Source organism: Sphingopyxis sp. EG6, from assembly GCF_003609815.1.
Classification (GTDB): domain Bacteria; phylum Pseudomonadota; class Alphaproteobacteria; order Sphingomonadales; family Sphingomonadaceae; genus Sphingopyxis.
The window spans coordinates 3,795,364-3,820,665 of record NZ_AP017603.1 but is presented as its reverse complement, the minus strand read 5'-3'; the positions used below and the strand labels follow the sequence as shown (position 1 = coordinate 3,820,665).

26 protein-coding genes and 1 riboswitch are annotated in these 25,302 nt (G+C 66.9%); of the genes, 19 read left to right on the top strand and 7 right to left on the bottom strand.

What is annotated here, in order from left to right; translation table 11 throughout:
• The first annotated feature begins 1 nt into the window (after position 1).
• On the top strand, positions 2–1,348 hold the full coding sequence (locus SPYCW_RS18465) for an APC family permease (RefSeq protein ID WP_120217978.1): 1,347 nt from the start codon (positions 2–4) through the stop codon (positions 1,346–1,348).
• On the opposite strand, the gene SPYCW_RS18460 is transcribed toward SPYCW_RS18465, so the two are convergent.
• Positions 1,310–2,914 (bottom strand): phytoene desaturase family protein, encoded by a 1,605-nt coding sequence (locus SPYCW_RS18460; RefSeq protein WP_120218400.1) that lies wholly within the window; start codon positions 2,912–2,914, stop codon positions 1,310–1,312. The genes SPYCW_RS18465 and SPYCW_RS18460 overlap by 39 nt on opposite strands.
• Positions 2,911–4,077 (bottom strand): aromatic ring-hydroxylating oxygenase subunit alpha, encoded by a 1,167-nt coding sequence (locus tag SPYCW_RS18455; RefSeq protein ID WP_120217977.1) that lies wholly within the window; start codon positions 4,075–4,077, stop codon positions 2,911–2,913. The genes SPYCW_RS18460 and SPYCW_RS18455 overlap by 4 nt, the downstream gene beginning before the upstream one ends.
• Positions 4,078–4,110: 33 nt before the next feature.
• Here SPYCW_RS18455 and SPYCW_RS18450 point away from each other — a divergent pair, with 33 nt between their 5' ends.
• The gene (locus SPYCW_RS18450; RefSeq protein WP_120217976.1) at positions 4,111–4,701 is read left to right on the top strand and encodes a TetR/AcrR family transcriptional regulator; all 591 of its coding nucleotides are present in this window, start codon (positions 4,111–4,113) and stop codon (positions 4,699–4,701) included.
• A gap of 107 nt (positions 4,702–4,808) precedes the next feature.
• Here the strand turns inward: SPYCW_RS18450 and SPYCW_RS18445 are convergent, their stop codons facing one another.
• Positions 4,809–6,182 (bottom strand): M20/M25/M40 family metallo-hydrolase, encoded by a 1,374-nt coding sequence (locus SPYCW_RS18445; protein WP_120217975.1) that lies wholly within the window; start codon positions 6,180–6,182, stop codon positions 4,809–4,811.
• Between the two features lie 172 nt (positions 6,183–6,354).
• Positions 6,355–7,011 carry an endonuclease III gene (gene nth, locus SPYCW_RS18440; RefSeq protein ID WP_120217974.1) on the bottom strand — a complete coding sequence of 219 codons (657 nt, stop codon included), beginning with the start codon at positions 7,009–7,011 and terminating at the stop codon, positions 6,355–6,357.
• A 224-nt stretch (positions 7,012–7,235) separates the two neighbouring features.
• Here nth and SPYCW_RS18435 point away from each other — a divergent pair, with 224 nt between their 5' ends.
• A complete protein-coding gene (locus tag SPYCW_RS18435) occupies positions 7,236–7,679 on the top strand; it encodes a hypothetical protein (protein WP_120217973.1) in 444 nt (147 codons plus the stop codon).
• Positions 7,680–7,742: 63 nt separating this feature from the next.
• Here the strand turns inward: SPYCW_RS18435 and dapB are convergent, their stop codons facing one another.
• Positions 7,743–8,468: a 4-hydroxy-tetrahydrodipicolinate reductase gene (gene dapB / locus SPYCW_RS18430; protein WP_120217972.1), complete on the bottom strand. Its 726-nt coding sequence runs from the start codon at positions 8,466–8,468 to the stop codon at positions 7,743–7,745.
• A gap of 166 nt (positions 8,469–8,634) precedes the next feature.
• Here dapB and SPYCW_RS18425 point away from each other — a divergent pair, with 166 nt between their 5' ends.
• Positions 8,635–9,339, top strand: coding sequence for an NAD-dependent deacylase (locus SPYCW_RS18425; RefSeq protein ID WP_120217971.1), 705 nt, complete (start codon positions 8,635–8,637; stop codon positions 9,337–9,339).
• A gap of 160 nt (positions 9,340–9,499) precedes the next feature.
• Here the strand turns inward: SPYCW_RS18425 and tadA are convergent, their stop codons facing one another.
• Positions 9,500–9,955 (bottom strand): tRNA adenosine(34) deaminase TadA, encoded by a 456-nt coding sequence (gene tadA / locus SPYCW_RS18420; RefSeq protein WP_120217970.1) that lies wholly within the window; start codon positions 9,953–9,955, stop codon positions 9,500–9,502.
• A gap of 141 nt (positions 9,956–10,096) precedes the next feature.
• Between tadA and rpmB the strand changes: the two genes are divergently transcribed.
• Positions 10,097–10,390 carry a 50S ribosomal protein L28 gene (gene rpmB, locus SPYCW_RS18415; RefSeq protein ID WP_120217969.1) on the top strand — a complete coding sequence of 98 codons (294 nt, stop codon included), beginning with the start codon at positions 10,097–10,099 and terminating at the stop codon, positions 10,388–10,390.
• A gap of 37 nt (positions 10,391–10,427) precedes the next feature.
• Here the strand turns inward: rpmB and SPYCW_RS18410 are convergent, their stop codons facing one another.
• The gene (locus SPYCW_RS18410; RefSeq protein ID WP_120217968.1) at positions 10,428–11,426 is read right to left on the bottom strand and encodes an esterase-like activity of phytase family protein; all 999 of its coding nucleotides are present in this window, start codon (positions 11,424–11,426) and stop codon (positions 10,428–10,430) included.
• Positions 11,427–11,588: 162 nt separating this feature from the next.
• Here SPYCW_RS18410 and SPYCW_RS18405 point away from each other — a divergent pair, with 162 nt between their 5' ends.
• The 14 genes from SPYCW_RS18405 (at position 11,589) to cobU (ending at position 25,240) form a co-directional block, all read left to right on the top strand.
• Positions 11,589–11,996, top strand: a complete 408-nt coding sequence (locus SPYCW_RS18405) for a glycine zipper 2TM domain-containing protein (RefSeq protein WP_120217967.1) — start codon at positions 11,589–11,591, stop codon at positions 11,994–11,996.
• 190 nt (positions 11,997–12,186) lie between these two features.
• Positions 12,187–13,290, top strand: a complete 1,104-nt coding sequence (locus tag SPYCW_RS18400; protein WP_120217966.1) for a Ppx/GppA phosphatase family protein — start codon at positions 12,187–12,189, stop codon at positions 13,288–13,290.
• Positions 13,287–14,012 (top strand): RlmE family RNA methyltransferase, encoded by a 726-nt coding sequence (locus SPYCW_RS18395; RefSeq protein ID WP_120217965.1) that lies wholly within the window; start codon positions 13,287–13,289, stop codon positions 14,010–14,012. Before SPYCW_RS18400 ends, SPYCW_RS18395 begins: the two co-directional genes overlap by 4 nt.
• A 115-nt stretch (positions 14,013–14,127) precedes the next feature.
• Positions 14,128–15,597: a S41 family peptidase gene (locus SPYCW_RS18390; RefSeq protein ID WP_120217964.1), complete on the top strand. Its 1,470-nt coding sequence runs from the start codon at positions 14,128–14,130 to the stop codon at positions 15,595–15,597.
• 247 nt (positions 15,598–15,844) lie between these two features.
• Positions 15,845–16,029: riboswitch (cobalamin riboswitch) on the top strand.
• A gap of 143 nt (positions 16,030–16,172) precedes the next feature.
• The gene (locus SPYCW_RS18385) at positions 16,173–18,122 is read left to right on the top strand and encodes a TonB-dependent receptor plug domain-containing protein (protein ID WP_120217963.1); all 1,950 of its coding nucleotides are present in this window, start codon (positions 16,173–16,175) and stop codon (positions 18,120–18,122) included.
• Complete coding sequence (locus tag SPYCW_RS18380; protein WP_120217962.1) at positions 18,122–18,670, top strand: hypothetical protein; 549 nt, start codon at positions 18,122–18,124, stop codon at positions 18,668–18,670. The genes SPYCW_RS18385 and SPYCW_RS18380 overlap by 1 nt, the downstream gene beginning before the upstream one ends.
• The gene (locus SPYCW_RS18375) at positions 18,670–19,077 is read left to right on the top strand and encodes a DUF1636 domain-containing protein (RefSeq protein WP_120217961.1); all 408 of its coding nucleotides are present in this window, start codon (positions 18,670–18,672) and stop codon (positions 19,075–19,077) included. Before SPYCW_RS18380 ends, SPYCW_RS18375 begins: the two co-directional genes overlap by 1 nt.
• Positions 19,074–20,090 carry a nicotinate-nucleotide--dimethylbenzimidazole phosphoribosyltransferase gene (gene cobT / locus SPYCW_RS18370; protein WP_120217960.1) on the top strand — a complete coding sequence of 339 codons (1,017 nt, stop codon included), beginning with the start codon at positions 19,074–19,076 and terminating at the stop codon, positions 20,088–20,090. The genes SPYCW_RS18375 and cobT overlap by 4 nt, the downstream gene beginning before the upstream one ends.
• The gene (locus tag SPYCW_RS18365) at positions 20,087–20,656 is read left to right on the top strand and encodes a histidine phosphatase family protein (RefSeq protein ID WP_120217959.1); all 570 of its coding nucleotides are present in this window, start codon (positions 20,087–20,089) and stop codon (positions 20,654–20,656) included. Before cobT ends, SPYCW_RS18365 begins: the two co-directional genes overlap by 4 nt.
• Positions 20,653–21,372, top strand: coding sequence for an adenosylcobinamide-GDP ribazoletransferase (locus SPYCW_RS18360; protein WP_120217958.1), 720 nt, complete (start codon positions 20,653–20,655; stop codon positions 21,370–21,372). The genes SPYCW_RS18365 and SPYCW_RS18360 overlap by 4 nt, the downstream gene beginning before the upstream one ends.
• Positions 21,369–22,337 carry an aminotransferase class I/II-fold pyridoxal phosphate-dependent enzyme gene (locus SPYCW_RS18355; protein ID WP_120217957.1) on the top strand — a complete coding sequence of 323 codons (969 nt, stop codon included), beginning with the start codon at positions 21,369–21,371 and terminating at the stop codon, positions 22,335–22,337. Before SPYCW_RS18360 ends, SPYCW_RS18355 begins: the two co-directional genes overlap by 4 nt.
• Complete coding sequence (gene cbiB, locus SPYCW_RS18350) at positions 22,330–23,268, top strand: adenosylcobinamide-phosphate synthase CbiB (protein ID WP_120218399.1); 939 nt, start codon at positions 22,330–22,332, stop codon at positions 23,266–23,268. Before SPYCW_RS18355 ends, cbiB begins: the two co-directional genes overlap by 8 nt.
• Positions 23,256–24,713 (top strand): cobyric acid synthase, encoded by a 1,458-nt coding sequence (locus tag SPYCW_RS18345; RefSeq protein ID WP_120217956.1) that lies wholly within the window; start codon positions 23,256–23,258, stop codon positions 24,711–24,713. The genes cbiB and SPYCW_RS18345 overlap by 13 nt, the downstream gene beginning before the upstream one ends.
• Entirely contained in the window at positions 24,710–25,240 is a 531-nt protein-coding gene (gene cobU, locus SPYCW_RS18340) for a bifunctional adenosylcobinamide kinase/adenosylcobinamide-phosphate guanylyltransferase (protein WP_120217955.1), read from the top strand. The genes SPYCW_RS18345 and cobU overlap by 4 nt, the downstream gene beginning before the upstream one ends.
• The last annotated feature ends 62 nt before the right edge of the window (positions 25,241–25,302 follow it).

Sequence of the window (25,302 nt, the reverse complement as noted above, 5' to 3'; positions counted from 1 at the left end):
GGTGACCGCCAGCGTGACCAACGACGAAAGGCCGAGCCAAAAGCTCGGCCTTTTGATGTGCGTCGCGCTCGGCATGGGCAATATGATCGGAGCGGGGGTGTTCCTCCTGCCCCGCGATCTGGCGCCGCTCGGCTGGAACGCGGTCATCGGCTGGGGGGTGTCGATTGCGGGGACGCTCTGCTTGGCGGTCGCGTTCGCGCGGCTCGCAAAAAGGCTGCCGCGGGGCTGCGCGACTTACACCTACGCCGCCGCCGCCTTTGGTCCCGGCACCGGCTTCATCGTCGCATGGAGTTATTGGATCAGTTGCTGGACCGTCGTCGCGACGCTCGCCGTGGCAGCGATCAGCAACTTGTCGATCCTGATGCCATCCCTGGGCAACGCCGGAGCGGGGACGGCGGTGATCGCAATCGCGTTCATCTGGATTTTCACGCTGATCAATTTGATGGGGGTGCGCCGCGCCGGCGGAGCACAGTTGCTGACCCTCGGGCTCAAACTGATTCCGGTGGTCGGCGCAGTTATCGTCGCGCTGTGGCTGCTCGGCACCGGCGACGCGCCGACCGCGACGATGGTCGGCACCAAGCCCGTCAATATCGGCAATATCGGTACCGCCGCAACGCTGACGCTGTTCGCGCTGCTCGGGTTCGAGAGCGCCTGCATCGTCGGCGACCGCGTCCGCGACCCCGAACGAACGGTGCCGCGCGCAACGCTGATCGCTGCGGCGGCGACGGGGCTGCTTTATCTGCTGTCATGTACGACGGTGACCTTGCTGTTGCCGCTCGCGACGCTCGAGGGGTCGAACGCCGCCTATGCGACCTTTTTCAGTGCGCTCGTCAGCCCGTCGGCGGGGCAAGCCGTCGCGCTGTTCGCCGCGGTTGCAGCGCTCGGAGCGCTCAATGGCTTCGTGCTGCTGCAAGGCGAAATCCCGCGCGACCTCGCGCATCGCGGACTGCTGCCCGCCGCCTTTGCCAAGGACAATCGTTTCGCGGTGCCTTGGGTAACGCAGATCGTGTCGAGCACACTCGCGAGCATTGTCGTCTATGCCAATTATTCGCGCGGTCTGGCCGAACTGTTCAAATTCATGGTGCTGGTGACCACCTCGACCGCGATCATCTTTTACATCGTCGGCGCGCTCGCCGCGCTGAAGCTCGAGCATGAAGGCGCGATCAAGGCGTCACCGACCTTTGTGACGCTCACCCTCCTGGGCTTCCTTTATAGCTGCTGGGCCTTTTACGGCGCCGGATTGGACGCGAGCCTGTGGAGCATCGGGCTGACTGCCGCCGGGCTGCCGATCTATCTCGCGATGCGACGATCAGGCCCAGCGGGGCGCGAACCAGCCGCGATCGCGTAGGATCACCTGCGCCGCATTGTGCCCCGGCGCGCCGGTAACGCCGCCGCCGGGGTGGGTGCCCGCGCCACACATGTAGAGGTTCTTCACCGGCCCGCGATAGGCGCCGTTGCCGAGCACCGGGCGCGCCGACCATAGCTGGTCGAGGCTCATATTGCCGTGCATGATGTCGCCGCCGACGAGGCCGAACTTGCGTTCGAGCCCCTTGGGGCTGAGGATCTGGCGGCCGACGATCGAGGCGCGGAATCCGGGGGCGTGCGCTTCGACGGTATCGATGATGCAGTCGGCGGCGGCACCCTCTTCGGCGTCCCAATCGCGACCATCGGGCAGCTCGGGCGCAAATTGCTGGCAGAACAGGCTGGCGACATGCTGGCCGGGAGGGGCAAGGCTGTCATCGACGGTCGAAGGAATGAGCATTTCGACGATCGGTTTCTTGGACCAGCCATGTTCCTTCGCGTCGAGGAACGCCTTGTCCATATAGTCGAGCGTCGGGGCGATGATGATCCCCGACTGATGATGCTCGCCCGGTTCGGGGAGACAGGTGAATCTGGGTAGCTCGCTGAGCGCGACATTCATCCGGAACGTCCCGCTGCCCGCCTTGAACGCCTTGATCCGGCGGCGGAATTCGGGGGCGATGTCGGCTTCGTCGAACAGGCGTTCGTAGAGGAGTTTCGGGCCCACATTGGCGATGACGCGTGCCGCGGCGATTTCCTCGCCGCCCGCCAATTTCACGCCGACCGCCTTGCCGCCGTCGACAAGCACCCGCGATACGGGGCTTTCGAGGCTGATCTCGACGCCCAGCTGGGTGCAGACCTTTGCCATCATCTGGGTGATCGCGCCCATCCCGCCGACGCTGTGTCCCCACGCGCCCTTCTTGCCGTTCACTTCGCCGAAGACGTGGTGGAGCAGGACATAAGCGCTGCCCGGCGTATCGGGGCTGGCATAGTTGCCGACCACCGCGTCGAAACCGAAGGCTGCCTTAACCGCTTCGCTTTCGAACCAGCTGTCGAGGAAGGTACGCGCCGATTTGGTGAACAGTTCGAGCACGTCGCGCTGCTGCGACAGGTTGAGCTTGGTCAGCCCGCGCCCCTGCCGCGCTGCATCGATCAGGGTCTTGAAGCCGTCGCCGACATTGGGAGGCGATTTGAGCGCGAGGTCGCGGAGGACATCGGCAACCCCCTCCAGCATGTCATAATATTCGGGCAGCCGCGCCGCGTCGTGCGCCGAGAAACGCGCGAATTCCTTTTGCGTGCGCTCCAGCCCGCCGCCGAGTTTCAGATAACCGCCATCCTCCTGCGGCAGGAAATTGCTGATCGGCCGCTCGATGACGCGATAGCCATGATCAGCGAGCTTCATGTCGGCGATCACCTTGGGCTGGAGCAGGCTGACCGTGTAGCTGGCGACCGAATTGCGGAAGCCCGGGGCGAACTCCTCGGTCACCGCGGCGCCGCCGACGACGTCGCGCGCCTCGACAATCCGCACCTTAAGCCCTGCCCGCGCGAGATAGAAGGCACAGACAAGGCCGTTGTGGCCGGCGCCGATGATGAGGGCGTCGTAATGCTTGGTCATGCTTTGCTCCATCCCGCACGCGGGGCTTGTTCGAGGCGGGATTCAGGAATCAGGTCGCGCATCCGGGCGCAGAAATGCTTGAGGCACACTTCCTTGTCGCTGAGCGGGCCCATGTTGAAACTTTGCGACGCCATCCCCTGCTGCACGCGGGTGATGAGCAACGTGTCCTCGGCATTGACCTGGCGGTTGATGCGCCAGTTGAGGTAGCGCGCGGCGCGCATCTCGCGGCGATCATCGGGGAGGACGTAGCTGATTTCGCGGATCAGGCAGCTGGTCGGGCCGGTCGGCAGCCATTGCATGAAATCGACCTGGTCGGGGTAGATGTCGAAGGCGACGTTGGGCCACAGCTTGAAATAGAGCCAGTGGCGCTGGTTCGCTTGCGGCAGATGCGGGACCGGCGGCAACAGCCGCTGGTACATGCGTTCGGACCAGTTGACCGATGGCCGGTCGATCAAATCGCCCCACATCCGATCAACATGATCCGTCGCCTCGACCCCATAGCTTTTGCCAAACAGCCGGGTCAGGCCGGGGTGCGCGACTGGGATGTGGAGGCCGTCGGAATAATTGTCGCCGACATTTTTCCAGTTCACATCGCGCGGACGGAGGGTGACGCGACCGAGCGCGCCGAGTTCCTCGAAGCGGTAGGGTGCGACCTGTTCCTCATACGGCGCCATCATCGCGGCGACCGAGGGTCCGCCATCGTCGGTCAGGCGCACGAACCAGAAGCCGCGCCATTGCTCGAGGCCGACCGGGACTAGCGATGCCTTTGCCTTGTCGAGCGTCGGATAGCTCGCGCTGTCGGGCACCCCGGTCAGGCGTCCGTCGAGGTCGTAGGTCCAAGCGTGATAGGGGCAGACGAGCTTTTTTGCGCAGCCCGCGCTGCCGTCGACCAAGCGCGAGCCGCGGTGGCGGCAGACGTTGGTGAAGGCGCGGACGATGCGGTCGGCGCCGCGCACGACGATCACGCTTTCGCCGCAATAATCGATGCTGTGCCAGTCGCCGGGGTTCGGAATGTCGCTATCGTGGCACACGACCTGCCAGCTGGGGCGGAAGATTCGCTCCATTTCGGCGGCGTAGAAATCGGGGTCGCTGTAGGTCCAGGCCGGGAGCGACCAGCCGTTGAGGTCGTCGATGTTGTCCAAAGTGTCGCGCAGCGTTGCCATGAATCGATCCTTATTGTACAAACGTATAACAAGATGCAACCCGCTCGCCAAGCCTTTACGCGCGAAAGCGCCGATGCCCGCCGGGCTGACCTGATCGAGGCGACCGCGGCGGTGTTGGCGGAGCATGGGCTGGCGGGAACCAATGTGCGAGCGATCTGCGCGAAAGCGGGGGTGTCGCCGGGGCTGCTGCGCCATTATTTCGATGGCATCGACGATCTGGTCGCGGCGACCTATCAGGCGACGAGCGACCGGATGGACGCGATTTTCGCGGCGGCGGTCGCGGGCGCCGGTGCCGATCCGCACGCACGGCTGACCGCGTACCTCACCGCCAGCTTTCGCCCGCCGGTGACCGATCCCGAACTGCTCGGGGCGTGGACAGCCTTCTGGGCGCTGGCGCGCAGCGATGCGCGGATGGCGGAAATTCACGCGGAAAGCTACGCCGGGTACCGCGCGCGGCTGGGCGAGCTGCTGACCGCATGCGGCGCGCGCGATGCCGAGCGGCTGGCGATCACACTGACCGCGATGGTCGACGGGCTGTGGCTCGAGCTGTCGCTCGATGCGGAGAGTTTCGGCGCCGAGGCGGCGGTGGCGATGATCGAGCGGGCGGTGGCGGCGTTGGCATAAACGTCGTCCCCGCGCAGGCGGGGGCCGCTGACCACATTAATCCACACCGCCGTGAAACGCCGATGGCGGCCCCCGCCTGCGCGGGGGCGACGACCTGATTAGCACGCCTACTGCGACAAATCGCGGAGCAAACTGTCCCAATGCGCCAGCGCGGGAGCGATCGCGTCGACGGGGACGCGTTCGTTGAGGCCGTGCGCGAAGCTGTCGCTGGCTTTCGAGAACAGTCCGGCGACGCCATAGCTCGGCACGCCCTGCATCCGGAAATGATAGCTGTCGGTCGCGCCTGCGCTCATCGACGGGATGATCGGCAGGCCGGGCGCGCGGGCGTGGACCGCTTTCTTGACCGCCGCCATGACGTCGGGGCGCAGCGGCGAGGCGTCGCTGGCGCTGGCGTCGGGATCGGTGTTCACCTTGACCGCCGGATCGGCGATCACGCGTTCGAGTTCGGCGCGTACGCTTTCGACCGGCACACCGGGGAAGATGCGGCAGTTGATGTTCGCGGTCGCGCGCTGCGGCAGCGCGTTTTCGGCGTGGCCGCCCTTGACCAGCGTCGGCACGCAGGTGGTGCCGATCTGGCCGACATATTCGGGGTCGGCGCGGATCTTGGTGATCGCGTCCGCATCCTCCGGATTGGCGGCGAAGGCTTTCAGCGCGGTACCCATATTGCCGCCGACCTGGTCGGCGATGATCGGCAGGCCGATCTTGGTCAGCTCGTTCTGCTGCGCGGCGAATTTATAGGCGCCAACCTTTTCGAGCGCCGCTGCGAGCTGGACGATCGCATTGACCGGCGACGGGCGCGAGCTGTGACCGCCGGGGTTGGTGACTTCGAGCGTGAAGTCGGCGTAGGTTTTTTCGCCCGCCTGAAGCCCGTAATATTGCGGCTTGCCATCCTCGCCGAGCGTCCCGCCACCGCCGTCGCCGTTCAAGGCAAATTCGGCGTCCTTATATTTGGCGGCGAGCGCGCGGGTCGTCAGCATCTGGGTTTCTTCGTCCCCCGTCAGCAACAGGATGATCGAGCGTTGCGGCTTGAAGCCGTCCTTTTTCAGCTGCGCCATCGTCGCAACCATCATCGCGATGTCGAACTTGTTGTCCTCCGACCCGCGACCGAAAATATAGCCATTTTCCTCGACCGGCACGAACGGATCGCGCGTCCAGTCCTTTGGGTCAGCTTCAACAACATCCATATGGCCGAGCAGCAGGATCGGCTTCTTCTTCGTCGTGCCGGTCAGCGTCGCGGAGAGGGTTGCGGTTTCGCCCATCGGGGTGATTTCGATGTCGCTGTCGGCATAGCCCGCGGCCTTCAGCACCCCGGCATAATAGGCCGCCAGTTCGGGCACCTTGCCGCGCCCCTCGACCGTCGGGATCGCGATGCTGTCCTTCAGGATCTGCTTCGCGGCGTCGGCATCGGCGGGTTTGGCGTGGACGGGCGCGGCGGCGAGCAGGGCGGCGGCGAGGGCGAGCGGGGCGGTAAAGTTGCGCATGGCAACGGGTTATGGCGGGTCATGGGCAGACGGCAAGTGGCAATCGCCAGTGCCGCACCGCGACCGGATGCCGTACGGCAAGATACGACCGAATCAAGACGTCGCCCCCGCGAACGCGGAATGAGCTGTCCGCTCCCCACCCCAAAGTGGACATCCGCGAAACAGGGACAGCTCAGCCCCTCTGCCACCCCTTCGGCGCCGCCGTCTTCGGCTTGAACCGGCACAGGTCAGCGACCGGACAACGCCAGCATTCGGGCGTCCGTGCCTTGCAGATGTAGCGACCGTGGAGGATCAGCCAGTGGTGGGCGCCGACGCGAAACGGCGCTGGGGTGGTTTTTTCCAGCGCCTTTTCCACCGCCAGCACCGTCTTGCCGGGCGCGAGCCCCGTGCGGTTGCCGACGCGGAAGATATGGGTGTCGACGGCAAAGGTTTCGGCGCCGAACGCGCAGTTCATCACGACATTGGCGGTCTTGCGTCCGACCCCCGGCAGGCTGGTCAAGATGTCGCGGTCGGCGGGGACTTCGCCGCCATGGTCGCGGACCAAGATTTCGGAGAGCGCGATGACATTCTTCGCCTTGCCGTTGAACAGCCCGATCGTCTTGATATGCTGTTTCAGCCCCTCCTCGCCGAGGTCGATCATCGCCTGCGGCGTCGTCACGTCCTGAAACAAGCGCCGCGTCGCCTTGTTCACCCCGACGTCGGTCGCCTGCGCCGACAACACAACCGCGACGAGCAGCTGGTAGATGTTGCCAAATTCGAGCTCGGTTTCCGGACTGGGGTTCAGTTCGGCAAGCCGACGGTAGAATTCGAAGATGTCGGCGCGTTTCATCCGGTGAACCCCAAAGCGCGCCCGAACGATGCGGCGCCGCGCCTGCCCTAGCGCGGCCAGAGGGGCAACTCCAAGTCGGGAAATTTGACTCGGGTCAAGGAGAAGCGCAGCCTCCGCGCTCCCGATGCCGAGTCGCGCTGCGACAGGCGTTGGCGGGGCGTCGACACCGGGGACCGGACAAGAGAGCCAGGGGGGTTCTCGTTCCGGCATTGGAGGACCAGACCATGTCCAATTTGTTGAAAACGGCCGCTTTGGCCGTCGCGATGTCGTGCGCCGTCGCCGCGCCCGCGTCTGCGCAAAATTATCCGCTGGCCCCGGGCAATTATAGCGAAGTGGCGATGATCGACGTCGCCGATGGCGGCGGCATGCAATATGCGACCTATCTGGCGAACGAATGGCGCAAGGCGCAGGAATTCGCCAAATCGAAAGGCTGGATCGTCAGTTACGCGGTGTTCAATAATGTCAATTCGCGCCCGGGCGAACCCGACCTGTATCTGTCGGTCACCTTCCCGAGCTTTCCCGACGCGGCTGAGGATGAAAAACGCGATCAGGCCTATCGCGATTTCATGAAGCGCACCGACACGCAAATGATCGCCGAATCGGGCGACCGAGCGAAATTCCGCACCGTATTGGGCAGCTTTTTGCTGCGCGAACTGAAGTTCAAATAGCCGAATGAGGTCGTCGCGTGTGGCGGGCCGGGTCGGTCCGCCACGCTCGGCGCGTGTCGAACGTTAGAGCCCCAGCACCTGCGGCATCGTGTAGCGCCCCGGCTTTTGCCCGGTCAGCCACAGCGCCGCGCGTACGGCGCCGCGTGCAAAGATCATGCGGTTTTCGGCGCGGTGCGACAGGGTGAGCATCTCTTCCGGCCCGGCGAAGATTACGTCGTGATCGCCCGCAACGGTGCCGCCGCGCAACGACGCAAAGCCGATCTTGCCATGCCCGCGCGCGCCGGTCAGCCCGTCGCGGCCGCGTTCGGAACAGGTGGCGAGGTCGATGCCGCGCCCGGCAGCGGCGGCTTGTCCGAGCAGGAGCGCGGTGCCGCTGGGCGCGTCGAGTTTCATCCGGTGGTGCATCTCGACAATCTCGATGTCATATTCGGGATCGAGCCGCGCCGCCGCCTCGCGCACCAGATGCGCAAGCAGGGTGACGCCGAGCGACGTATTGCCGGTCTGGAGCACCGCGATATCGGCGGCGGCATCGTCGATCAGATAATGATGGCGTTCCTCGAGCCCGGTGGTGCCGATGACGATCGGCTTTTTGGCCGCGACGCAGGCATCGAGCGTCGCTTCGAGCGCCGCGGGGGACGAAAAGTCGACGAGGACGTCGGCGTCGCCCGCGAGCTTCACCACATCACCGCCCTTGTCGATGCCGCAGCGCCGCTGCCCCGCTTCGGAAATCGCCGCGGCGAGCGCGACGCCCATCCGCCCTTCGCTGCCGATAATACCGATGCTGGTCATATGCCGTCCCCTGATACGCGGCCTTCCTTTAGCCGCTCGTGTCGAGCGAAGTCGAGACACGTTGGCCCGGCGCTAAACGCCTCTCGACTTCCACCGGTGGTGGAAGTTTATCCTGAGCGCCTGCTAAGGCAGTCGAAGGGCTCGAGGCGAACGGATAGGGTTGGACATGGAAGAAATTCGAAACATCGTCATCCTGACCGGCGCCGGCGTATCGGCCGAAAGCGGCATCGACACGTTTCGCGATGCGGGCGGATTGTGGGAACAGCACCGCGTCGAGGATGTCGCGACGCCCGAAGCTTTTGCGCGTGATCCCGATCTGGTGCTGCGCTTTTACGACATGCGTCGCGAGGCGATCCAGACCAAGGTGCCGAACCCCGCGCATGAAGCGCTCGCGCGCCTCGACGCCGAATGGCCCGGCGAACTGCTGATCGTCACGCAGAATGTCGACGATTTGCACGAGCGCGCCGGGGCGAAGCGGCTGATCCATATGCATGGCGACCATCTGAACGCCTGGTGCACCGCGTGCGACGCGCGGATGCCGTGGACCGGGCCGCTGCTCGACCGGCCCGCCTGTCCGGCGTGCGGCGCAGGAGGCACGCTGCGCCCCGACATCGTGTGGTTCGGCGAGATGCCGTACCGGATGGACGAGATATACCATGCGCTTACCCAAGCCGACCTGTTCGTGTCGATCGGCACCTCGGGGGCGGTCTATCCGGCGGCGGGATTTGTGCGCGAGGCGCGCCAGTCGGGCGCGCGGACGCTGGAACTCAATATGGAACCGAGCCAGGGGAGCTACTGGTTCGCCGAAGCCCGGCACGGCCCGGCGGGGGTGCTGGTGCCGGCGTGGGTGGAGGAGGTTTTGGGGAGGTAACTGCGGTAGGTAACGACTGAAGTAGGACGTCGCCCCCGCGAAGGCGGGGGCCGCTGTTGGTTTGCACAGCGACGCGGGAAAAGGCCGACGGCGGCCCCCGCCTTCGCGGGGGCGACGGTTTAGGTATGTCCGCCCCTCACCGCAAAACAGACCTCCGCCTTTACCGCCGCGCCGCAAAAAAGTCCCGGAGCAGCGTCGCCGCCTCCCCTGCCCCGATGCCGTCATACACCTCGGGCCGGTGATGCACCGTGGGCTGGGCGAAGACCCGCGGCCCGTGGACCACCGCGCCGCCTTTCGGGTCGTCGGCGCCGTAATAAAGCCGCGCGATGCGGGCGTGGGCGATCGCGCCGGCGCACATCGCGCAGGGTTCGAGCGTCACGTACAGATCGCAGCCGTCGAGCCGTTCATTGCCGAGCGCCCGCGCCGCGGCGCGAATCGCGACGATTTCGGCGTGCGCGGTGGGATCATGCGCGGTGCGCGGCGCATTATGGCCTTCGCCGACGATCATCCCGTCCTTGACGACGACCGCCCCGACCGGCACTTCGCCCGCCGCGGCGGCGCTTTTCGCGAGATTCAGCGCGGCGCGCATCGGTTCGGGGAGCGGAAATTGTGGCATCGCTTTTCCCGCTAGTCCCTTGACGAATCTGCGGCAAGCCGATAAGCGCGCGCCTTTCCCGGCTCACTCCGGTCCTGCCGCCCCCGATTTTGCGGGACGCATCCGGACGCCGAACCGAAATTTTGTACGAGGACAAACAGCATGTCGCGCATCTGCGAACTGACCGGCAAGGGTCGTATGGTTGGCAACAATGTCAGCCACGCCAACAACAAGACCAAGCGCACCTTTCTGCCCAATTTGCAGAATGTGACGTTGCTGTCGGATGCGCTGGGCAAGGGCGTCAAGCTGCGCGTGTCGACCCACGGCCTGCGCACCGTCGAGCATAATGGCGGTCTCGACAACTGGCTGCTGAAGGCCGGCGACGACCAGCTTTCGGCGGGCGCCCGCAAGGTGAAGAAGGAAGTCGCGAAGAAGCTGGCCGAAAAGGCCGCATAAGCGCATTTCCATCGCTGACGCATGAGGGCGGCCGGGTTTACCGAGCCGCCTTTTTGCTGTCCGGCGTCGGGGTGGGCGGCAGGTCGACCAGCTCGAATTGCAGCAGCAGGCTGCGCTGCCAGCGGTTGAAATTATTGTCCGAGACGAGCCAGAGCCAGGTGCGGCCGCCTTCGACCATCACCTCGGCGCCCTCGTAATTTTCGGCCAGGCGGCGCGGCACGATTCCGATCGTCTGTGAACGCAGCACGGCATCCTTGGCGATCGCGGCCGGATCAAGCACGGCCACGATCGTCGTGAACACGGGGTTGAAGCCAAGCCGACGATGGACAAGCAGGATACGACCGTCGGGCAGGGCAACGGCATCGCTGACCAGCCCCTTGCCGCGCGAATCGTAAAAGAAGCGAATCGGTGGTGGCCCAGGCACCGCAGGATCGCCCGTGTACAATAGCGCCTCGGTGCCGCGCGGGTCGTCGTCGGCATTTTCGGAGAAAATCACCGTCCGCCCATCGCCGAGGCGCGCCAACGCCTCTGCGCCGCGATTCGCGGGCCAGCGCGGTTCGGGCAACCGGCGGCGCGATTCGATGGCGGTCAGGTCGGCGTTGAGCCGCCAGATCTGGTTGATCCCTTCGAGCGCGATCCACGCCTTGCCGTTCACTGGATCGATGAACAGCGCCTCGGTATCCGCCATCGCCTTGCTCGCACGGCGACCGTCGGGGGTCGGCAGCGGGCGGATATCAACGGCAGTGACGCGGCCGCGCGCATCGATGACCAGCCGCGTCGTATAGCCATTGTCGCCGATCAACCGAAACGTGCCGGGGCCGGTTCGCGCGAGCCCCGAAAATCCGCCGAAATAGCTGTGCGGGCTGACGAGATGCCAGCCGCGCCGGAAGCGAATGCTGCCGCTTTTCTCCGGCTCCGACGCCAGCGACCGCGCGCTGGCGCGCTGGGTGAGGTTGTCGACGGGAAAGCGCTGCACCGTTCCCGGCACCGGGCCGAGCGCAACAAAGATCAGGGCGGCAAAAAACAGGCGGCGCATCGGCGCGGGTTAGGGGGGCGGCGCGCGAAAGGGAAGCATTACGGGCGGCGAAGCTGAACGCCAGCCAACAGGCGCGTTCAGGGTCGGCTCAATGCGAATCGCCCATAACCCCTTCATCGACAACGCCCAGAAGGGCCCAACGACGAAAGAAGGAGAACGACGATGAAAAAGATGGTGACCCTCTCGATCGCCGCCCTGATGTCCACCGCGACGCTGGGGATGGCGGCTCCCGCCGCAGCACAGAACGGTTATTATGACCGTGACGGCTATTCGAGCTATTACAGCGGCTACGACCGCGACGACCGCCGCTATGACCGTCGTTACGATCGCCGCGCCGATCGCCGCGACTACCGTCAGGACCGCCGCTATTACAACCAGCGGTACAACAACCGCAATTATCGCCAGTGCGACAACGGCACCGGCGGCACGATCATCGGCGCAATCGCCGGTGGCCTCGCCGGCCATGAAATCGCCGGTCGCGGTGACCGCACCGTCGGCACGATCATCGGCGGCGCTGTCGGCGCCATCGCGGGCCGCGCCATCGACAAGGGGAATGACGGCTGCCGTTAAGGGTAGTCCCGACCTCCAATAAATTTCCTTCCCTCCCTTACCCCGTCCGGCCCCCGCCGGGCGGGGTTTTCTTTGTCCGATCGGCGCGCAAAGGGGGCGGGGTTGCCTTGCACGCCGCCAAAGCCTAGGTTCTCATCCAAGTGCACATCCGCAGGTGACGGATGCGTGAGAGAGACAGGTAATACTAGCCATGCGGCAAATGGCAGCGCCATCCGGGCGACCGCCGCGGCCAAGTTCGAGGACGGGGCCGACGGCAAAGACGCGAACCAAGGCGGAAGCCGCCACGCGTCCCGCAAATTTCGTACGACCGCGCAGCTATGCCGCGATCGACCTTGGCACCAACAATTGCCGGTTGCTGATTGCCCGTCCGCAGGACGGCGAGCTGGTCGTCATCGACGCTTTTTCGCGCATCGTCCGGCTGGGCGAAGGGTTGCACGGCAGCGGGCGGATCAGCGATGCAGCGATGGATCGCACCGTCGCGGCGCTGGCGATCTGCGCCGACAAGCTGCGCCGCCGCCATGTGTCGCTGTCGCGCGCGGTCGCCACCGAAGCGTGCCGCCGCGCCGCGAACGGCGCCGAACTGGCCGAGCGGGTGCGGCGCGAAACGGGCATCGTTCTCGACATTATTTCCGCCGCCGAAGAGGCGCGACTCGCGGTGCTCGGCTGTCACAACCTCATGGAACCCGGCGATGGTCCGGCGCTGATTTTCGACATTGGCGGCGGCTCGACCGAGCTGATGCGCGTCGACGTATCCGACCATGACGTCACGATTCGCGACTGGATCAGCGTGCCGTGGGGCGTGGTGTCGCTGACCGAACATGCGCCGCTGCCCGACGACAGCCTGGCCGGACGCCAGGCCGCCTATGCCCATATGCGCGAGGTGACCCGCACCGCCTTTGCGGCCTTTGCCGGGCGCGCCGAACAGTTCGCCGGGCAAAAGCTGCGCTTGCTGGGCACCAGCGGGACGGTGACGACGCTGGCCAGCGTGTTCCTGAACCTGCCGCGATATGATCGCCGCGCGGTTGACGGGTTGGTCGTGCCGGCCGATGCGATGCGCGGCATCAGCCGCCGCCTGGCCGACGCCAGCATCGCCGACCGCGCCGAGATTGCCTGCATCGGCCGCGAGCGCGCTGACCTGGTCGTCGCCGGCTGCGCGATCCTGGAAAGCATCATCGACCTGTGGCCCGCCGCACGCGTCGGGGTCGCCGACCGCGGCATCCGCGAGGGAATTTTGCGGACGCTGGCGATGCAGGGGCGCGACGTCCCGGTGACGCGCCGCGAGTATCGCAAATGAGCGGCGGCAGCGGCAAGGGTTCGAGCGGTCGCGGCGGGCTGCACGTCCGCGTCAAGACCGCGAAAAGGCGCAGCACCTCATCGACGCGCTGGCTGCAGCGCCAGCTCAACGATCCCTATGTCCGCCGCGCGCAGGCCGAGGGCTATCGGTCGCGCGCCGCCTACAAGCTGATCGAGCTCGACGACAAATTCGGCTTCATCAAGAAAGCCCGCGCCGTCGTCGATCTGGGCATTACCCCGGGGGGCTGGTCGCAGGTCGTGCGCAAGGCCAACCCGCGCGCGCGCGTCGCGGGGATCGACCTGCTCGCGTGCGAGCCGATCGAGGGCGTCGCGATCCTCGAGATGGACTTCATGGACGATGCCGCCCCCGACGCGCTGATCGAAGCGCTGGGCAGCGCGCCCGATCTGGTGATTTCGGACATGGCGGCGAACACCGTCGGCCATCAGCAAACCGACCATCTGCGCACGATCGCGCTGGCCGAAACCGCCGCCGATTTCGCGGTGCAGAACCTGCTGCCCGGCGGTGCGTTCGTGGCCAAGGTGTTCGCCGGGGGGGCCGATCACACGCTGCTGACGCTGCTCAAGAAATATTTCACAACGGTCAAGCACGCCAAGCCTCCGGCGAGCCGCAAGGGATCGCCCGAGCTGTATGTGATCGCGCAGGGGTTCAAAGGCCGCGGCGATCCGAAAACGGCAGAAAACCCGGGCGAGCAAGACGACTGAGCGCGCCTTGCGCCAAGTTCATTGCCGGGTCATTCAATCGCGCATAGATACGACGGTGGCGATCGGATCTTTCGGGATCCGGCGCCGGTCGCATAGCCATTCCCAAGGACGATCCATGACGCATCGGTCGCGCAAATCCATTGCCCTGCTTACCCTTTCCGCCTTTGTGCTGGCGTCGTGCGGGGGCGGCGGCGGTTCGAGTACGGGGAGCAATGGCGGGCCGGTGACCGTTACCCCGACCCCCTCGCCGACCCCGACCCCGACCGGAGGCTGCGGCCTTGCTGCGCGGCAAGGCTTTGCCAAGGCGGTGATCGACGAATGGTATCTGTTCCCCGGCGACGTCGCGACCGGGGTCAATCCCGCGAGCTTCGGCAATGTCGACGCCTATATCGACGCGCTGGTCGCGCCGGCGCGCGCGCTCGGCAAGGATCGTTTCTTCACCTACATCACCTCGATCGCCGAAGAGAATGCGTTCTTTGCCAGCGGATCGAGCGCGGGGTTCGGCGTCCGCCTGACCTATGACCCGAGCGCCAATGTCGTCGTGATCGCCGAAGCCTATGAAGGCGCGCCCGCGATCGCCGCGGGCATCGACCGCGGCACGCGCATCGTGGCGATCGGCACCACGGCCAGCAACATGCGCACGATCGCAAGCATCGTCGCCGCCGAAGGCACACAGGGAATCACAAATGCGCTGGGCCCCAGCGACCCTGGCGTCACCCGCATCCTGCGCATTCAGGACAGCGCCGGCACCCGCGACGTCACCGTCGCCAAGGCCGATTATTCGCTCGACCCGATTTCGGATCGTTATGGCGCGAAGATCATCAGCGAGGGCGGTCGCAATTACGGCTATCTGAACCTGCGCAGCTTCATCTCGTCGGCGAACCCGCAACTCCGCACCGCCTTCCTGAATTTCCGCAATCAGGGGGTAACCGACATCATCATCGATTTCCGCTACAACGGCGGCGGGCTGGTTTCGACCGCCGAACTGATGGGCGATCTGATGGGCGAGGGGCGCAGCGGGTTGCTGTTTTCGCAGACGGTGTTCCGCCCGTCGAAAGCGGTGGAGAATGACGAGCATCGTTTTGCCCCCACCGCCGAATCGATCGCCCCGACGCGCATCGCCTTTATCGGCACCGGATCGACCGCATCAGCGAGCGAGCTGGTGATCAATTCGATGCTGCCGTACCTCGGCACCAACATGACGCTGGTTGGCAGCAATACCTTCGGCAAGCCGGTCGGCCAGATCGCGCTCGACAAGGCCGAATGCGACGACCGGATGCGCGTCGTTGCCTTTGCGACCGCCAATTCGACCGGGGCAGGCAATTATTACAACGGCCTGGCACCCCAGATTTCGAACAGCTGCGCCGCGGGCGACGATTTGAACCTGCCGCTGGGCGATGCACGCGAAGCGTCGGTGCGCGCGGCGATCGACTTCCTCGCCACCGGCAGCTGCACGACGCGGATCGCCGACGCGAGCGTCGGGGCGGCCGCACAGCGCAGCAGTGCGCGGGTGCAGGTGGAACCCGAGATGCTGGTCCCCGCGCGACCGAGCGTTGCGCAGCGCGAATTGCCGGGGCTGTTTTAGGGTCGCGCCGACGCGCCCTTTGCCCTCCCCCTTGATGGGGGAGGCAGCGAGACTTGCCAGCTTGCTGGCTTAGTCGCAGCGGTGGGGGTGCGCTCTCGGCCTGAGATGGCGGTGCAAGGACGCGCCGTCACCCCCATCCAACTTCGCCTAATCGCTTCGCGATAAGGCGACGTATCCTTCCCCCATCAAGGGGGGAAGGGCAATCTGCCCGACAAACGGCGATTGACCATCTGATCGAAACCAAGCTAACGGGCGGCAAGCGACAGGTTCCCCGGCGACGGGGACTAAGAGGGAACGGGAAAACCCCGGCTGCCCCTGCAACTGTACGCGGCGAGCCATCGGCCACATGCCATTGGGACTTTCAGTCCCGAGAAGGCGGCCGGACGGCGCTGACCCGCAAGCCAGGAGACCTGCCCGTCGCCGTCGTCTTTCGCGCGGGCAGGGTGCACCGGGCGGACGGGGGTAAACCCGCATGACGACAAAGTGGACCGCGTTCGCGCGGGGACGTTGTCGTGCGCCCGGTGGCCCAGACATCGATCCCGCGTGCGTGCGGTGTTGTCGATGAGGTTACCCAGATGAATTGCGTTTTCCGTCACTCCGTTTCGCTCGCCGTGCTGGCGGCGTCATCCCCCGCGCTTGCCGAGGAAGCGGCGCATGCCGTCGCTGCCGACAGCGACAGCATCGTCGTGACCGCGACGCGCGCGCCGCTGACCCTCGATGAGATCCCCGCCGCGATCGCGGTGCTCGACAAGCATGCGATCGACCGCGCGCAGGACATCGGCGTCACCGAATTGCTGCTGCGCACCCCCGGCGTCAGCATCTCGCGCAACGGCGGTTATGGCACCGCGACGTCGCTGCGCATCCGCGGCGCCGAGTCCGAACATACGGTCGCCGTCATCGACGGGGTGAAGCTGAACGATCCGTCGTCGACGGGCGGCGGGTTCAACTTCACCAACCTGCTCGCTGGAGACATTTCGCGGATCGAGGTGCTGCGTGGCCCGCAATCGATCCTGTGGGGCAGCCAGGCGATCGGCGGGGTCGTCAATATCGTGACCGCATCGCCCGAAAAGAGGCTTGAAGGCAGCTTCGACCTCGAGGCCGGATCGCGCGACACCGTCAGCGCGCGCGCCGCGATCGGCGGTCGCACCGGACCGCTCGCCTGGCGCATCGGCGGGCAGCGCTTCACCACCGACGGCATTTCGTCGCACGGAAAGGCGTTCGGCGGGGTCGAACGCGACGGTTATCGCAACCGTAGCGTTTCGGGCCGCGCCGAACTGGAACTCGCCGACAATGTCAGCGCCGAGGTGCGCGGTTATTATTCCAGCGGCCGCGTCGAATTTGACGGCTTCAACGTCGACAGTAATGATTATGGGCTGAACAAGGAATTCGTCGGATATGCGGGGCTGAATTTCGACCTCGTCGACGGGCGTTTCCGCAACCGCATCGCTTATGCCCACACCGACACCAACCGCGACAATTTCAACCCCGACCGCGCGCGGCCGCAGAGCTTTGAAGCCGACGGCAAGAACAGGCGCTGGGAATATCAGGGCAGTTTCGACCTGACCGACCGCATCTCCGCGATCTTCGGGGCCGAAAACGAAAGCTCGGATTTCCGCAGCCGGTCGCCTTCGGCCTCGCTCGCGGTCCCGCTTCCGGCTTTTGCGCGCGGCAAGGCCGAGCTGACCAGCGCCTATGGCCAGCTCAGCGTCGAACCGCTGGACGGGCTGATCCTGAACGGCGGCGTCCGTTACGACGATCACGACCGCTATGGCGGTCAGACACTGTTCGCTGCGGGCGGCGTCTGGCGCCTGCCGACCGGGACGGTGCTCCGCGCCAGCTATGGCGAAGGGTTCAGGGCGCCGTCGCTGTTCCAGCTGTTCAGCGAATATGGCAATGTGGCGCTCGATCCTGAGGCCGCCGATGGTTGGGAAGCGGGGATCGAGCAGTCGCTGTTCGATCGCAAGTTGGTTGTCGGCGCGAGCTGGTTCGACCGCACCACCACGAACCAGATCATCTACAACAGCTGTTCGGGCACCTCGACCAACCCACTATGTTTTGTTCCGGGCGATCCGGCGACGCGGCGCTTCGGCTATTATTCGAACGTCGCGCGCAGCAAGGCGCAGGGCGTCGAAGCCACCGCCGCGCTGACGCTGGGCGGGCTGGTCCTCGACGGCAATTATAGCTGGATCGCCAGCGAGGACCGATCGCCGGGTACCGCCAATTTCGGCAAATGGCTGCCGCGCCGTCCGCGCCATACCGCCAATGCGTCGGTCAGCTATGCCTTCGGTTTCGGACTTGAACTCGGCGCGGCGCTGCGCTGGTCGGGCAAGAGCTATGACAATGCGAGCAACGCGACGCGGCTGGACGATTATACATTGGTCGATCTGCGCGCCGAGTATGCGCTGTCGGATGCGGTGAAGCTGTTCGCGCGCGCCGAAAATATCTTCGACGAGCAATATATGACCGCATTCCGATACGGGTCGATCGGACGCAGCATTTATGCCGGCATCCGGGGGCGGTTCTGATGGCGGCGCTGTCGCAGCGCGGCGCGTCTGCGCTATGGGTTGCGCTCCTCACTGCGGCGAGCACGGCGACGACGCTGGCGCTCGCCTGCGCGACGCCTTTTCCGTCGCTCGCGGCGCTCGCGGCGGTGCATATGCGCCGCCCGGGCGGCGTGGCGCTGATGCTGCTGGCGTGGCTGGCGAGCCAGTGCGTCGGTTTTTTCCTGCTCGGTTATCCGCGCGACGGCAGCACGCTGGCGTGGGGCGTCGCGCTCGGCACCGCGGCGGTGGGGTCGGCGCTGGCGGGTTACGCCGCGGTGCGCGCGCTGAACTACCGATCGGTCGCGGCGCGGCTGAGCCTGGCTTATGCGGCGGGTTTTACCGCGTATAAGGCGATCATCGTCGGCTGGGCGTTGGTGCTCGGCGGGCTGCATACCGCGACGGCACCCGACCTGCTCGCCGAGCAATTTGTCCGCAATGGCGCGATCCTGATCGGGCTGTACGCGCTCTATCGCCTGCTCGTCGCGGTGGGGGTTCCGGCACCGCCGCAGCCCGTAGCGAGCGCGGCCTGATGCTGACGCGCGTCGATCCGGGTCCCGCGGTGGTGGTGTGCAATAGCTGTCGCCACAGCCGCGGGGCGCAGGTCGACGCGGGCGGCATGCGCGGCGGCGCGCGGCTGGTCGCAGCGCTGCGGGATGCGAAGGCCGCCGACCCGCGTTACGCGGAAATTGCGGTGCAGGAGATGGCGTGTCTGTTCGCATGTCAGGACTTTTGTACCGTCCACCTGCGCGCGCCGGGAAAGATCGCCTATGTGCTCGGCCGCTTCGCCGCGGGGGAGGATACGGCGCGCGCGATCCTCGACTATGCGGTCCATTATGCCGCGAGCGAGCATGGCCGCGTCCCCTATTCGCTGTGGCCCGAGGGCGTCAAAGGCCATTTCATCACCCGCACGCCGCCGCCAGGATATATCGCCGAATGACCAGCTTTACCTCGTCCCAGGGCTTTGCCGCGGCGCTTGCCGATCTCAGTGAACCCGATCCACACGCCGCGGCTGACGCGCGGATTCGGCAGGCCGAACTCACCAAGCCGGCGGGCTCGCTCGGGAAGCTTGAGGATCTGGCGATCTTTTTTGCCGGATGGCGTCGCAAGGCGCGGCCGCGGATCGAGCGCGCTCGCGCCATCGTCTTTGCCGGCAACCACGGCGTCACCGTGCACGGGGTCAGCGCCTTTCCGGCGAGCGTGACGGCGCAGATGGTGGCGAATTTTGCGAGCGGCGGCGCGGCGATCAACGCGCTGTCGCGCGCGGCGGGGCTGGAACTGGCGGTCGTCGCGCTCGACCTCGACCGGCCCACTGCCGATTTTTCCGTCGCGGCGGCGATGAACGAGGGGGAGTGCCTTGATGCGCTGAACCGTGGCGCCGCGGCGGTCGATGCCGAGCTCGACCTGATCATGCTGGGCGAAATGGGGATCGGCAATTCGACCGCGGCGGCAGCGCTCTGCGCGCGCAGTTTCGGTGGCGACGCCGCGTCGTGGGTCGGCCCCGGCACCGGGGTCGATGGCCATGGCGTCGCGCGCAAAACCGAGGTGGTCGCGCGCGCCCTCGCCTTCCATGGCGGGGCGCCGGTGACCGCGTTCGAGACGCTGCGCCGCGTCGGCGGGCGCGAGATTGCGGCGATCGCGGGCGCGATTGTCCGCGCCCGCCAGTTGAGGATCCCGGTGCTGCTCGACGGTTTCATCTGCGGCGCGGCGCTCGCACCGCTCGCCGCCGCCAATCCGGCGATCGCGGCGCATTGCATCGCGGGCCATTGTTCGGCCGAGCCGGGGCACCGGCGCCTGCTGGGTCAGCTCGGGCTCGATCCGCTGCTGATGCTGAATATGCGGCTGGGTGAGGGCAGCGGCGCGGCGGTGGCGGCGAACATCATCCGCAGCGCGCTCGCCGTGCATGACGAGATGGCGACCTTTGCCGAGGCAGAGGTGTCGGCGTCGCTGTGAGCGGCTTTGCGCTCCATCTGCTGCGCCACGGGGCGCCCGGCACCCCGGGGTTGCTGATGGGGCGCACCGATTGCGCACCGACGCCCGCGGGCATCGCGGCGTGCGCAGCGCAGGCGGCGGGGCTGGGCATTGAGCATATTATCGCATCCGACCTTGGCCGCAGCCACGCTGCGGGCGAAGCGATCAGCCGCGCCCTCGCGCTGCCGCTCACGATCGATCCACGCTGGCGCGAGCTCGATTTCGGCGACTGGGACGGATACCCGAGCGGCGCGGTCGATCAAGACACGCTCGGGCAGTTCTGGGAAGATCCCGACGCGAACCCGCCGCCGGGCGGCGAACGCTGGTCGGCGCTGGTCGCGCGCGTGGCGGCCGCGCTGGCCGATCTGGCGCCGGTGCCGACGCTGGTCGTCGCGCACGGTGGTTCGATGCGCGCGGCGCTGCACATCCTCTGCGGCTTCGACCAGCGCCAGCTGTGGGCCTTCGACCTGCCCTATGCGGCGCGGCTGTCGCTCCACGCCTGGCCGGGCGAGCCGATGAGCGCGCAGGTCGTCGGACTGGTGCCATGAAGGGCTTGCTGATCGCGGTCCAGTTCCTGACCCGGCTACCGACGCCGCGTATCACCGTGACAGGTGACGAATTCGCCGCGTCGATGCGCTGGTTCCCGGCGGTCGGGCTGATCGTCGGTGTGCTTGTCGCGGGTGCAGGCTGGGCGGGGGGACGGATCGATCCCTGGACCGGGGCGCTCGCGGCGCTGCTGGTCTGGGTTGCGGTCACCGGCGCGCTGCACCTCGACGGGCTGGGCGACATTGCCGACGCGAACGGCGCGGCGCACAAGAATCGCGACCGGTTGCTGGCGGTGCTGGCGGACCCGCATGTTGGCAGCTTTGCGGTGGTGACGATCGCCTTGCAGCTGATCGCCAAGCTGGTGCTGCTCCATGCACTGGTCGATCGCCAAGAGTTTGTTGCGATTGCGCTGATTCCCTTTGCGGCGCGGATCGGCCCGCTCGTCTGGTCGCGTGCGCTGCCCGATCTGCACGCGGGGCTGGGGTCGCGGTTCCGCAATGTCGTGCGTCCCGTTGATTTTGCGATCTGGAGCGCGCTGCTGCTGGCAGCGGCTTGGGCGTCGCCGTCGCTGCTGGCTGCGCCGCTGGTCTTTCTGCTGTGGGGTTGGTGGCTGAAGCGCAAGATCGGCGGTATTTCGGGCGACGGCCATGGCGCCGGGATCGAACTCGGCGAAAGCGCACTGCTCGCCACCGCGCTGCTGGTCGTTCATCTGGCATGAGCGACGCATGGACCTGGCACGGCGGCGCGCTGGCAGCGGCGCAGCGCTATTTTGGCGGCACCGACTGGATCGACCTGTCGACCGGGATCAACCCGCATCCCTGGCCCAGCGCCGCCGACATGGTGTTCGACTGGCAGCGCCTGCCCGACCCCGCGGCGCTGGCGGCGCTCGAAGCCGCCGCGGCGTCGTATTTCGGCGTCGATCCGCGCCATGTCTGCGCGGTGCCGGGCAGCGAGATCGGGCTGCGGCTGGTCGGGGCGCTGGTGGGCGGTCCGGCGCAGCATATGGCGCCCGGATACCGCACCCATGGCGCGATGATCGCGGGAGGCACGGCGGTCGATCCCGAAGCAACGCGCGAAAGTCGCGGCACGCTGATCCTCGCCAACCCGAACAACCCCGACGGGCGCGTCATCGACGGCGCGGCGGTACTGGAGCTGCTAGCCGACCGCGACGGCTGGCTGCTGGTCGACGAGGCGTTCGCCGACACTGATCCGGCGCACAGCGTCGCGGCGGCGGTCGGCGACGACCAGCGGCTCGTCGTCTTTCGCTCGTTCGGCAAATTTTTCGGGCTTGCGGGCGCCCGGCTGGGCTTTGTTATCGCGGCACCCGCGTTGCTCGCGGCGCTGCGCGACCGGCTGGGCGCATGGCCGCTGGCGGCGGCGGCGATTGCGATCGGCACCGTGGCCTACGCCGATCAGGGTTGGATCGCCGCGACGCGCGCGCGGCTGCTGCGCGAAGCCTCCGCGCTCGACGCGGTTCTGGGCCGCCATGGCCACCAGCCCATCGGCGCCTGCCCCCTGTTTCGGCTGATCGCCGTCGATGACACGCGCGCGCTGTTCGAACGGCTCGCGCGGCGCGCGATCCTGACCCGGCCCTTTGACGATCAGCCGCGGTGGCTGCGCATCGGCCTGCCTGCCGATGGCGATGCGCTGGCGCGGCTCGACGCGGCGCTCGCAGATGGCTGAGCCCATCGCGCTCACCGCGCTGGCGCTCGACGCGGCATTCGGTTGGCCGCGGCGGCTCTATCGTCATATCGGCCACCCGGTCGGGCTGTTCGCGCAGTTCATCGCTGCCTGCGAGGCGCGAGGGAATCACGCGCAGCGCAGCGATCGGCGGCGTCGCGCCTTTGGCTTGCTGACCCTGCTGCTGCTGTTGATCGTCGCCGCGGGTCCGGCGTGGGCAATCCAATATGGGCTGCTCGCATTCTTCGGTGGCTGGGGCTGGGTCGGCGTCGCTGTGCTGGCATGGCCCGCACTGGCGCAGCGCAGCCTGTTCGACCATGTTCGCGCGGTCGCCGACGAGCTCGACCGCGGCGACCTGCCCGCGGCGCGCGGCGCGGTCGGCGCGATCGTCGGCCGCGACACCGCGCCGCTCGATCGGGCCGGAGTCGCGCGCGCTGCGATCGAAAGCCTTGCCGAGAGTTTCTGCGACGGGGTCGCCGCGCCGCTGTTCTGGCTCCTCGCCCTCGGCCTGCCCGGTATCTGGGCGTATAAGGCGGTGAACACCGCCGACAGCCTGATCGGTCACCGCGAGGCGCGCTGGCGCGCCTTCGGCTGGGCCGCCGCGCGCAGCGACGATCTGGCCAACTGGATCCCGGCGCGGCTGTCGGGCGCCCTGATCTGCCTTGCCGCTCGCGGCGGGTGGCGCGTAATGCAGCGCGATGCGCGGCGCCACGCCTCGCCCAACGCCGGCTGGCCCGAGGCGGCAATGGCGGGCGCGCTGGGGCTGCGACTGGCGGGACCAATCGCTTATGATGGGATCATGCATGACAAGGCCTGGATCGGCGATGGCCACGTCGATGCCGATGCCGGCGACATCGACCGCGCCTTGACGATCTATCTGCGCGCTTGCCTGTTCCTATGGTTGATCGCAGGAGGCACCTTATGGCTGCTTTGATGCTTCAGGGAACCGGCTCCGACGTCGGCAAGTCGGTGCTTGTGGCGGGGTTGTGCCGCGCCTTTGCCAACCGCGGGCTGACGGTTCGCCCGTTCAAACCGCAGAATATGTCGAACAATGCCGCAGTGACGATCGACGGCGGCGAGATCGGGCGCGCGCAGGCGCTGCAGGCGATGGCGTGCCGGACCGCGCCGCACAGCGACATGAACCCGGTGCTGCTAAAGCCGCAGGCCGACCGCACGTCGCAGCTGATCGTCCATGGCCGGGTGCGCGGGACGCTGGGCAGCGGCAATTTTCGCGAAGCGCGCGGCGCGCTGCTGACCGAGGTCATGCGAAGCTACGAACGATTGCAAGCGCAGTGCGATATCGTGGTGGTCGAGGGCGCGGGATCGCCCGCCGAGATCAACCTGCGCGTCGGCGACATCGCCAATATGGGCTTTGCCCGCGCCGCCAATGTCCCCGTCATCCTGATCGGTGACATCGACCGCGGCGGCGTGATCGCGTCGGTCGTCGGTACCCGCGCAGTGATCGATCCCGCGGATGCGGCGATGATCCGCGGGTTCCTGATCAACAAGTTTCGCGGCGATCCGGCGCTGTTCGACGATGGCTATCGCGAGATCGAAAAGCGCAGCGGCTGGGCGGGTTTCGGCGTCATTCCCTGGCTCGGCGCCGCAGCGCGGCTGCCGAGCGAGGATGCGGTGATCCTCGAGCGTCCCGCCGACCCGCGCGAGGCGCGGCGGATGATCGCCTGCCCCATCCTGCCGCGCATCTCCAATTTCGACGATCTCGACCCGCTCAAGCTCGAGCCCGGGGTCGAGGTGGTGATGGTGCCGCCGGGGCGGCCGATCCCCGCCGAAGCGGCGATCATCGTCCTGCCCGGGTCGAAAGCGACGATTGCCGATCTCAAGGCGCTGCGCGCCGAGGGTTGGGATATCGACATCAGGGCGCATCACCGCCGCGGCGGGATGATCATCGGACTGTGCGGCGGCTACCAGATGCTCGGGCGGCGGGTCTCCGACCCGCTGGGGATCGAGGGCGCGCCCGCGGCCGTCGACGGGCTGGGGTTGCTCGATGTGGAAACGACGCTGTCGCCTGCCAAGACATTGCGCCACGTCATTGGATCGGCGCTTGGCGCTGCCGTGGAGGGGTATGAAATGCATATGGGCGAAACGCGCGGCCCCGGCACGAACCAGCCCTTTGCGGTGCTGGCCGACGGTGCGCGCGACGGTGCGGTCGGGAGCGATGGCCGCGTGATCGGATCCTATCTCCACGGCCTGTTTGCCTCGACCGATCTGCGTCGCGCACTGCTCGCGCGCATCGGGGTTACCGGCGGCGCGCGCGACTACGCCGCCGATGTCGATGCCGCGCTCGACGACATCGCCGCCGAACTGGCGCGCCACGCCGATCTCGACGGCCTGCTGGCGCTCGCGGGGGTGCGCGCATGACGGGATCGAGCCTCTTCGTCCTCGGCGGGGCGCGGTCGGGCAAGAGCCGTTATGCGCAGGCGCGCGCCGAGATGCTGGGCGGCCGCCATCATTTTGTCGCAACCGCCGAAGCGTTCGACGATGAAATGCGCGACCGCATCGCGCGGCATCAGGCCGATCGCGACGCGCGCTGGCAGACGATCGAGGCGCCGCGCGACCTGCCCGCGGTGCTTGATGCGCTGAGCGCGCCCGACGCGGTGGTGCTGGTCGATTGCCTGACGTTGTGGCTGTCGAACCTGCTGCTCGCGGGCGCCGACCCGGACCGAGGCGAAATTGAATTATGCAGCGCAATCAACCGGTTTGCCGGTCATATCATCTTGGTATCGAACGAGGTCGGGCTGGGCATCGTGCCCGCCAACGCGCTGGCGCGGCGTTTCGGCGACGCCGCCGGGCGGCTCAATCAGGCGGTTGCGGCGACCGCGGCCGAGGTCGTGCTGCTCGCCGCCGGGCTACCGCTGACGCTCAAGCCGCGCGCCATCGCGCCATAACGCGCCGATTCGCGCATCGACCGCCCGTAAAACCGGGACTTGGCGAACGCCGTATCATGCGG

Bases quoted from the DNA above. Each gene is read 5' to 3' on its own strand.
- SPYCW_RS18405 (WP_120217967.1), top strand. From the start codon at position 11,589: ATGAAAAAGATGGTGACCCTCTCGATCGCCGCCCTGATGTCCACCGCG.
- cobT (WP_120217960.1), top strand. From the start codon at position 19,074: ATGACCAGCTTTACCTCGTCCCAGGGCTTTGCCGCGGCGCTTGCCGAT.
- cobU (WP_120217955.1), top strand. From the start codon at position 24,710: ATGACGGGATCGAGCCTCTTCGTCCTCGGCGGGGCGCGGTCGGGCAAG.
- SPYCW_RS18380 (WP_120217962.1), top strand. From the start codon at position 18,122: ATGGCGGCGCTGTCGCAGCGCGGCGCGTCTGCGCTATGGGTTGCGCTC.
- SPYCW_RS18375 (WP_120217961.1), top strand. From the start codon at position 18,670: ATGCTGACGCGCGTCGATCCGGGTCCCGCGGTGGTGGTGTGCAATAGC.
- SPYCW_RS18400 (WP_120217966.1), top strand. From the start codon at position 12,187: ATGCGGCAAATGGCAGCGCCATCCGGGCGACCGCCGCGGCCAAGTTCG.
- SPYCW_RS18410 (WP_120217968.1), bottom strand. From the start codon at position 11,426: ATGCGCCGCCTGTTTTTTGCCGCCCTGATCTTTGTTGCGCTCGGCCCG.
- nth (WP_120217974.1), bottom strand. From the start codon at position 7,011: ATGAAACGCGCCGACATCTTCGAATTCTACCGTCGGCTTGCCGAACTG.
- dapB (WP_120217972.1), bottom strand. From the start codon at position 8,468: ATGACCAGCATCGGTATTATCGGCAGCGAAGGGCGGATGGGCGTCGCG.
- SPYCW_RS18455 (WP_120217977.1), bottom strand. From the start codon at position 4,077: ATGGCAACGCTGCGCGACACTTTGGACAACATCGACGACCTCAACGGC.
- SPYCW_RS18425 (WP_120217971.1), top strand. From the start codon at position 8,635: ATGGAAGAAATTCGAAACATCGTCATCCTGACCGGCGCCGGCGTATCG.
- SPYCW_RS18445 (WP_120217975.1), bottom strand. From the start codon at position 6,182: ATGCGCAACTTTACCGCCCCGCTCGCCCTCGCCGCCGCCCTGCTCGCC.
- SPYCW_RS18460 (WP_120218400.1), bottom strand. From the start codon at position 2,914: ATGACCAAGCATTACGACGCCCTCATCATCGGCGCCGGCCACAACGGC.
- rpmB (WP_120217969.1), top strand. From the start codon at position 10,097: ATGTCGCGCATCTGCGAACTGACCGGCAAGGGTCGTATGGTTGGCAAC.
- SPYCW_RS18385 (WP_120217963.1), top strand. From the start codon at position 16,173: ATGAATTGCGTTTTCCGTCACTCCGTTTCGCTCGCCGTGCTGGCGGCG.
- SPYCW_RS18360 (WP_120217958.1), top strand. From the start codon at position 20,653: ATGAAGGGCTTGCTGATCGCGGTCCAGTTCCTGACCCGGCTACCGACG.
- SPYCW_RS18355 (WP_120217957.1), top strand. From the start codon at position 21,369: ATGAGCGACGCATGGACCTGGCACGGCGGCGCGCTGGCAGCGGCGCAG.
- SPYCW_RS18345 (WP_120217956.1), top strand. From the start codon at position 23,256: ATGGCTGCTTTGATGCTTCAGGGAACCGGCTCCGACGTCGGCAAGTCG.
- tadA (WP_120217970.1), bottom strand. From the start codon at position 9,955: ATGCCACAATTTCCGCTCCCCGAACCGATGCGCGCCGCGCTGAATCTC.
- cbiB (WP_120218399.1), top strand. From the start codon at position 22,330: ATGGCTGAGCCCATCGCGCTCACCGCGCTGGCGCTCGACGCGGCATTC.
- SPYCW_RS18390 (WP_120217964.1), top strand. From the start codon at position 14,128: ATGACGCATCGGTCGCGCAAATCCATTGCCCTGCTTACCCTTTCCGCC.
- SPYCW_RS18395 (WP_120217965.1), top strand. From the start codon at position 13,287: ATGAGCGGCGGCAGCGGCAAGGGTTCGAGCGGTCGCGGCGGGCTGCAC.
- SPYCW_RS18450 (WP_120217976.1), top strand. From the start codon at position 4,111: ATGCAACCCGCTCGCCAAGCCTTTACGCGCGAAAGCGCCGATGCCCGC.
- SPYCW_RS18435 (WP_120217973.1), top strand. From the start codon at position 7,236: ATGTCCAATTTGTTGAAAACGGCCGCTTTGGCCGTCGCGATGTCGTGC.